The 6,884-nt window shown below is 61.7% G+C and carries 8 protein-coding genes; 1 reads left to right on the forward strand and 7 read right to left on the reverse strand.

Annotated elements, in window-relative coordinates:
• Positions 1–4: 4 nt before the first annotated feature.
• The 7 genes from OSJ75_RS08145 to OSJ75_RS08175 form a co-directional block, all read right to left on the reverse strand.
• Positions 5–967, reverse strand: a complete 963-nt coding sequence (locus OSJ75_RS08145) for a sulfate ABC transporter substrate-binding protein (RefSeq protein WP_371929557.1) — start codon at positions 965–967, stop codon at positions 5–7.
• Between the two features lie 260 nt (positions 968–1,227).
• A complete protein-coding gene (locus OSJ75_RS08150; RefSeq protein ID WP_250019375.1) occupies positions 1,228–1,404 on the reverse strand; it encodes a hypothetical protein in 177 nt (58 codons plus the stop codon).
• A 15-nt stretch (positions 1,405–1,419) separates the two neighbouring features.
• Positions 1,420–1,926 (reverse strand): hypothetical protein, encoded by a 507-nt coding sequence (locus OSJ75_RS08155; protein WP_250019374.1) that lies wholly within the window; start codon positions 1,924–1,926, stop codon positions 1,420–1,422.
• 467 nt (positions 1,927–2,393) lie between these two features.
• Entirely contained in the window at positions 2,394–2,984 is a 591-nt protein-coding gene (locus OSJ75_RS08160) for an SCO family protein (protein ID WP_267227516.1), read from the reverse strand.
• Positions 2,984–3,514, reverse strand: coding sequence for a copper chaperone PCu(A)C (locus OSJ75_RS08165; RefSeq protein WP_267227483.1), 531 nt, complete (start codon positions 3,512–3,514; stop codon positions 2,984–2,986). The genes OSJ75_RS08160 and OSJ75_RS08165 overlap by 1 nt, the downstream gene beginning before the upstream one ends.
• An 11-nt stretch (positions 3,515–3,525) precedes the next feature.
• Positions 3,526–4,887 (reverse strand): PepSY-associated TM helix domain-containing protein, encoded by a 1,362-nt coding sequence (locus tag OSJ75_RS08170; protein WP_267227517.1) that lies wholly within the window; start codon positions 4,885–4,887, stop codon positions 3,526–3,528.
• Between the two features lie 77 nt (positions 4,888–4,964).
• The gene (locus OSJ75_RS08175; protein ID WP_267227484.1) at positions 4,965–5,348 is read right to left on the reverse strand and encodes a hypothetical protein; all 384 of its coding nucleotides are present in this window, start codon (positions 5,346–5,348) and stop codon (positions 4,965–4,967) included.
• Between the two features lie 186 nt (positions 5,349–5,534).
• Here OSJ75_RS08175 and OSJ75_RS08180 point away from each other — a divergent pair, with 186 nt between their 5' ends.
• Complete coding sequence (locus OSJ75_RS08180) at positions 5,535–6,767, forward strand: Mrp/NBP35 family ATP-binding protein (protein ID WP_250019477.1); 1,233 nt, start codon at positions 5,535–5,537, stop codon at positions 6,765–6,767.
• Positions 6,768–6,884 lie beyond the last annotated feature (117 nt).

The raw sequence follows: 6,884 nt of genomic DNA on the forward strand, positions 1-6,884 counted from the left end.
CTCGTTACTGTTTCGGCTTGTAAATCTGGTCAAATGTGCCGCCATCTCCAAAGTGGTAGGGCTGCGCTTTGGCCCATCCGCCGAAGATTGGATCATCTATCGTCACCAGTTTCAACTCCGGAAGCTTCTTGATGAGTTCGGCCGGAACGAGACTGGGCTCGGCGGGGCGATAATAATGTTTCGCTGCAAGGGTTTGCCCCTCCTGCGAATAAAGATATTGCAGATAGGCTTCCGCCGCCTTGCGGGTGCCCTTCGCATCGACATTGGCATCGACGACGGCGACCGGCGGCTCTGCCAGGATCGACTGCGGCGGAACCACGATGTCGAAATTGTCTTCGCCGAACTCGGCCAGCGACAGATAGGCCTCGTTTTCCCAGGCGAGCAGCACGTCGCCGAGCTGGCGCTGGGCGAATGTGGTGGTCGAACCGCGCGCGCCGGTATCGAGCACCGGCACGTGCTGGAACAGCGTGCCGATATATTCCTTGATCTTGGCTTCGTCACCGCCGAACTGGCCATGCGCCCAGGCCCAGGCGGCGAGATAGTTCCAGCGCGCGCCGCCGGAGGTCTTGGGGTTCGGGGTAATGACTTCGACACCGTCCTTGATCAGGTCACCCCAATCCTTGATCCCTTTCGGGTTGCCCTTGCGGACGAGGAAAACGATCGTCGACGTGTAGGGCGCGGAATTGTGCGGGAACTTGCTGCGCCAATCCGGATTGATTTTCTTCGTATTGTCGACGATTGCGGCAATATCGCTTTCCAGCGCCAGCGTGACGACATCCGCGTCGAGCCCGTCGATCACCGCGCGGGCCTGCTTGCCGGAACCGCCATGCGATGCCTGCACGGTAAGCGTTTCGCCGGTGTCGGTCTTCCACTTGGCCGCGAAGGCAGCATTGAATTCCTTGTAGAATTCACGCGTCGGGTCATAGGAAACATTGAGCAAGGTCGTGTCGGCCATGGCGGCGGACATGATGCTATTGGTGCCTGCCGTTGCAAAGAGCAGCGTCGCCGCTACGGCCAGTATCAGTCTGGAACTTTTCATGCCTGCCTCCGTGTCGTTGTAACCGAAGCGTAGCAGAGGCGCCCGAAAGAAGGGCGTTAGAAAGAATTCCTTTTATCCCGAAAAGATAGAATATTCTACCCGGACGCTATACCTTACTGAAATTGTCGTCTAACCAGAGCCTGTGCTGGCCGTGGATGGCGAATGAGCTTCTCACAGGCTCCCCGCCATCATTTGCGAATGGTCAGCGCGGTTTCGGCATAGGCGAGGTGCACTACGACCGGTTTCAGGTCGGCGATCGGTGCGTGCTGGTACGGTGTTTTCAGCGGAATGACGAAGATCGCCGCCGTGAGCAGCAAGGTTGCCGCTATGGAAAGCTGGCGCTCGGTGCGTGATGTGATTGCCATGATTCGGTTCCCTTTTCAGTGATATTTGGCCCGCAAAGGGCGAGAAATTATGTCATCGATGGCGAACCTCGGGATCGGCAGCAATATCTGGTCCATTTCCGCCAGCGTTTCGGCAAAGCCGATGGCCGCGTTCTCCAGTTCTTCGCTCGACGCAGGACATGCCATGGCATTGAGGCAGGTTCTTGCCGCAACCATGTCGCAATTTTGAAGCCCCGCGATCAGCCCCAGCGTCAGGCACTCCTCGCGGCAGACATGATGCGAACCGAACGGAAATGTCTTCAGCGGCACCAGTGCCTTGTGGCGCAGCGTGCGCACGAAGAAGGACAGGTCTGCGAGGGCGCGATTGCCGTTCCGGCTTCCGAGTATCTCGCTATAGAGCCCATAGGCCATCTCCCAGGCTACGACGGACCCGGTTTCGAAGCCGGCGATCCAGCGGCGATAGCCCTCGAGCACGAGTTTTTCCGGCGCGCGGTCGAAATAGCAGCCCGTGCCTGCATTGGTCTCAGACATGTGCGGAAACATCGCTGCTCCCATCGTCACAGAGGTTTCGATGAATGGCCAATGGCAAGCCGCGCGCGACTGTCGTCGGTAAGCCACGCGCGACTGTCGTCGTCGGTCGGCTGCGGGTGACGAGGCCGGCAAGGAAAGGCGACTCCTGGCCATGCAATAGTGAAACCACGCGTCGGCGTGGCATAAAAAGACCTATCATAGGGTCCTCCAATCGAACGGGTTCAAGGCCCGGGCATCAAAGGCTGCGCTTGGCGCTATCGCATAAATGCTCGACCGGGAGGCAATGTCAAACATTAAATTTCAAAACAGGTAAAAATATCAATAGCTTAGAATGATTCTAGAAAATTATGAGTATTTTGGTATACAAATGTTCGATCCAGGGCAATTTTGTTTCGTTCCGCCCCGCCACATCCCGCCCCGCCTTGCCGCCCCGCCACGTCCGGGCGAGGCGAAAGCGTATGGGCGAGGCGGAAACGAATTCATCCTGCGATCAGCAGGCGCAGTTTCTTCAGGGCGACGTCCGGGCTCTCCTTGTAGTCGATGGTGCTTTTCAGCTTTCCGTCGCGATCGATCAGCATCACCGATGCGGTGTGATCCATGGTATAGCTGCCGTCGTCGGTCGGCACCTTCTTGGCATAGATGCGCCAGCTCTTGACCAGTTTCGTCACGTCCTCGGGCTTGCCGGTGATGCCGGTGATCCGGCTGGTGAAGCCGGACGTATAATTCTTCATCACTTCGGGCGTGTCCCTTTCCGGGTCGACGGTGATGAAGAACACGCGCAGGTCCTTGCCTTCATCGCCGAGCTGGTCCAGCCAGCCGGCCATTTCGAACAGCGTGGTCGGGCAGACCTCGGGGCAGTGGGTGAAGCCGAAGAAGAGCGCGCTGGGATGGCCCGTCAACGCGGCCTCGGTGATCGGCGCGCCGTTCTGGTCGGTGAGGGTGAAGGGGCTGCCGAGCTGCACCGGATCGGGGCGCCGGCTCTGGCCCGCATAGAAATAAGTATAGACCAGGAAGGCAACGAGGACGGCGATTGCACCCCAGAGCCCCAGTCGTACGGCACGATAATTCATCATTTATGCTCCATTCCCGCGCCATTGGCCGGTCCAACCATGAATTCCAGCTCGACCTTGCCGGATTTTTCGAATTCGAGCGTAACCGGCAGCATTTCGCCTTCCTTCAGGGGTTGCTTCAGCCCCATCAGCATCAGGTGCAGGCCGCCCGGTGCCAGCTGGACAGTTTCGCCCGCCGGAATGGCAAGGCCTTCCTTCAATTTTCGCATCTGCATGATATTGCCGTCCATCTTCATCTCATGCACCTCGACATGGGAGGCAACGGCCGTGGAGCCGCCAAGCAGCCGGTCCGCCTCGCTCCCGGTATTGGCAATGGTGACATAGGCCCCGCCCACCTTGGCGCCCGGCAGGGTGGCCCGGGCAAAGGCATTGCCGATCGTCAGTTCGCCGGCCCTGGTATCGCCCATCTCATGGCCTTCCGTGGCGGCGGGTTCGGCGCCGGTCATGGCGGAATGATCATGGGCGAAGGCGGCAGGCGGCATCTGGGCAAGAAGCAATGCCATGGCTGCGGCTGAAAGAATGTTCTTCATCGTAAGCTCCATCAGGAAGAGAAAATGCGTTGCAGGGGGGAAGCGGCCCGGCCGACCAGCTGGTCCGCGACCAGCATGGCGAGTATGGCGAAGCCGGTGAGGGGAAATGCGATGCCGAAAGCCAGGATCACGGCCGTCAGCGTGGCGAATACGCGCTTGCGCGCCGGCATGGGCGGCACGCCCAACCGGCCCGAGGGACGGCGTTTCCACCACATGACGATCGCCGAAGTGCAGGCAAGCACGATGGCGAGGCAGGTGATGAGCATGACGATCTGGTTGGCGAGGCCGAAATACTGGCCGAGATGCACGCCGACGCCGAATTCGATCAGCTTTCCGCCGGCGCCATAGTCGGCGAACCTGATGTCCGCCAGCGGCTGGCCGCTATAGCGGTCATAATGGATGGTTCGCTGCCTGGCTATGTCGTCGGGGAAGATGGCGGCCGTATAGACGCCCGACTTTCCCGAGGGCATCGAGACTTCGAAGCCGGCAGTCATGCCCGCCGCCGTTGCGGCAGCCACGATGTCGTCAAGCTGTGGCGCCGTTTTGCCGGGCCGGGCGACGGATGCCGGAACCGGCGCATTTTCCATGGTCCAGGCGGCATCCGGGACGACGGTTTTCAGCGGCGCCGACGATGCCGGGACCTCGTCCCACAGCGCGGTCGGGTAGCCGAGGCCGGCATTCGAGATGAGTTGATTGGCCTTGCCGCCCCAATAGCCCGACCATGGCATGCCGGAAATGGCGAGGAAGAAGATCAGGGCGCCGGCCCCGGCGCCGGTCACCGCATGGATATCGCGCCAGAACACGCGCTTCGACGCCGTACCGCGGATACTGACGACCCCGCCGGTCTGCTGGCGCGGCCACCAGAGATAGAAGCCGGTGACGACGAGGATCAGCGCCAGGCCGCCGACCGCTTCGACGATGCGGTTGAAGCTGACGCCGAAATATTCGAGGCTGTGGATCTTCTTGACCACCCAGTTGAACTCGTTCTTCTCCGCCACGCTGCCGAGCACCGCGCCGCTGTAGGGGTCGAGAAAGACCAGCAGATTGCCTCCGGGCGTCGCCATCGTGACACGCGCGGAATGGTGCGCATCGGCGGGCGTCCTGTAGCGGACGAGCTTTGCGCCGGGCGTCGCGGCCCTGGCATTTTCGACGAGCACCGAGGGCGGCAGCGGTTCGCCCCGCACCTGCACGATGTTGCGGCCGGCGAAGACCGTATTGTCGATCTCGTCCTTGAACAGATAGAGCGAGCCGGTCACCGCGAGGTTGATCATGAAAGGCACGACCAGCAGGCCGGCGAGGAAATGCCAGCGCCAGATGGCCCTGTAGAGGGAGATGCTTGCTTCTTTGGGCTGCCGGGCAGCCGCACTTGAAATGGACATGATTGCTCCATTCGTCTGACGGATTTCGGCCCGTGGGCGGGCCGTCAATTGGCGCGGAAGCGCCGAGGCTGTCAGGCGAAGGGCGGTGCGTGCGGTGGTGCCGCGGGTGGATAGGCGCTGCGTGCGATCAGCGCGGCTTCGCGCTTGACGTTCAGCGATGGCAGGGGAACGACCGACAGATCGTTCGCCTTCGGCGGCACCGGCAAGATGAACGATGCCGAAAGACGGCAGGCCTCGCAACCCGTGCCGTGCCAGGACGATTTATGGTCGTCGTCGCTGCCCTGGTCGGTCAGGCAAAGCGTCGGCAGCGTCCCGTCGGGAAGCGCATAGGCGGCGAGATCGATGGGAGCGGGGTCGGCGATGGCAACCGGCTTATGGGCAAAAGCGACGAGCACGAGCGCCAATGCGCATAGAATGCGCACCGTCTGCCGCCAATGGTCCCATGCTCCAAGCATATCCGCCTCATCCTGCTCCATGCTGATTTAAACCAGCGCGCGGCAAAAATCCATGCGGCAAAGAGGATGAGCCGGCAATATGTACCGCAACCGGCACCGGCAGGTTGCATATTGATCATGAATGCCATTGGCGTTTCCGGGCAACTGCATTATCTCAGTCGTGTGAACGACAGGATTGGAAATGCGATGACAGGCGTGACGAAAGATCAGGTGCTGGACCGGTTGAAGACGGTCACGGGTCCCGATTTCAACAGCAACATAGTCGAACTCGGTCTCGTTTCGGATATTTTCATAGCGGATGGCAAGGTTTTCTTCTCGATAACAGTGCCCGCCGACCGGGCGCAGGAACTGGAGCCGCTGCGCGCGGCAGCCGAACGGGTGGTGAAGTCCATGCCCGGCGTTGCTGGCGCGGTGGTTGCCCTGACGGCCGAGAAGCGCGGCGGGCCGACCAGCGATGACGCGCCGCCGCGCCCGGCCGCCCGTCCTGCCCAGAGTCCAGCCGCCCACGCCCATCCGGCCCAGCGCCCGGCCCAGCGTCCGGCCCCGGCAGGTGCGGTGCCGCCGCAACGCGTGCCGGCGGCAGCGGCGCATCAACATGCCCCGTCATCCGCCAAGGCCGGCGTGCCCGGCGTCGGTGCCATCATCGCCGTCGCATCGGGCAAGGGCGGCGTCGGCAAGTCGACCACCGCCGTCAATCTGGCGCTGGGGTTGAGCGCCAATGGTCAGAGGGTCGGCATATTGGATGCGGACATTTACGGGCCTTCCCTGCCGCGCCTGATGCATCTTTCGGGCAGGCCGGAGGTGATTTCCGGACGCACCCTCAAGCCGATGGAGGGCTATGGGCTCAAGGTCATGTCGATCGGTTTCCTCGTCGAGGAAGAGACGCCGATGATCTGGCGTGGCCCGATGGTCATGTCGGCGCTGACGCAGATGCTGCGCGAGGTGCAATGGGGCGAACTCGACGTACTGGTGGTCGACATGCCGCCCGGCACCGGCGATGCGCAGCTGACCATGGCGCAGCAGGTGCCGCTTGCCGGCGCCGTCATCGTCTCCACCCCGCAGGATCTGGCGCTGATCGATGCCCGCAAGGGCCTCAACATGTTCAGGAAGGTCGATGTGCCGCTGCTCGGCATCGTCGAGAACATGAGCTATTTCATCGCCCCGGATACGGGTGCCCGCTACGATATATTCGGCCATGGCGGCGCGCGGTCCGAGGCGGAGCGGCTTGGCGTTCCCTTCCTCGGCGAGGTGCCGCTGGTCATGGAAATCAGGGAAACCTCGGATGCCGGAACGCCGGTCGTCGTCAGCAATCCGGATGGCGAACAGGCAAGGGTCTATCGCGAGATCGCCGCAAAGGTCTGGGAGCAATTGAGCTCAGGCAAGGGCGGCCGCTCCGCACCGGCGATCGTTTTCGAATGATCGTTCGGCAGGGCTGATGCTGGCTTGAGCCAAGCTCAGCATGAGGGAATTGGGTGTTTGGCAGGGGGATAATTCTGCGAGGTTTCCAACCTGGGCTCCCTGCTTTTCTGCAATCAA

It is taken from the genome of Phyllobacterium sp. 0TCS1.6A (genome assembly GCF_026420825.1).
Lineage (GTDB): Bacteria > Pseudomonadota > Alphaproteobacteria > Rhizobiales > Rhizobiaceae > Phyllobacterium.

What these genes read in the sequence shown, in the direction of transcription:
- OSJ75_RS08145 (WP_371929557.1), bottom strand. Translation starts at nt 967, where the DNA reads ATGTCCGCCGCCATGGCCGACACGACCTTGCTCAATGTTTCCTATGAC.
- OSJ75_RS08150 (WP_250019375.1), bottom strand. Translation starts at nt 1,404, where the DNA reads ATGGCAATCACATCACGCACCGAGCGCCAGCTTTCCATAGCGGCAACC.
- OSJ75_RS08155 (WP_250019374.1), bottom strand. Translation starts at nt 1,926, where the DNA reads ATGTTTCCGCACATGTCTGAGACCAATGCAGGCACGGGCTGCTATTTC.
- OSJ75_RS08160 (WP_267227516.1), bottom strand. Translation starts at nt 2,984, where the DNA reads ATGAATTATCGTGCCGTACGACTGGGGCTCTGGGGTGCAATCGCCGTC.
- OSJ75_RS08165 (WP_267227483.1), bottom strand. Translation starts at nt 3,514, where the DNA reads ATGAAGAACATTCTTTCAGCCGCAGCCATGGCATTGCTTCTTGCCCAG.
- OSJ75_RS08175 (WP_267227484.1), bottom strand. Translation starts at nt 5,348, where the DNA reads ATGCTTGGAGCATGGGACCATTGGCGGCAGACGGTGCGCATTCTATGC.
- OSJ75_RS08180 (WP_250019477.1), top strand. Translation starts at nt 5,535, where the DNA reads ATGACAGGCGTGACGAAAGATCAGGTGCTGGACCGGTTGAAGACGGTC.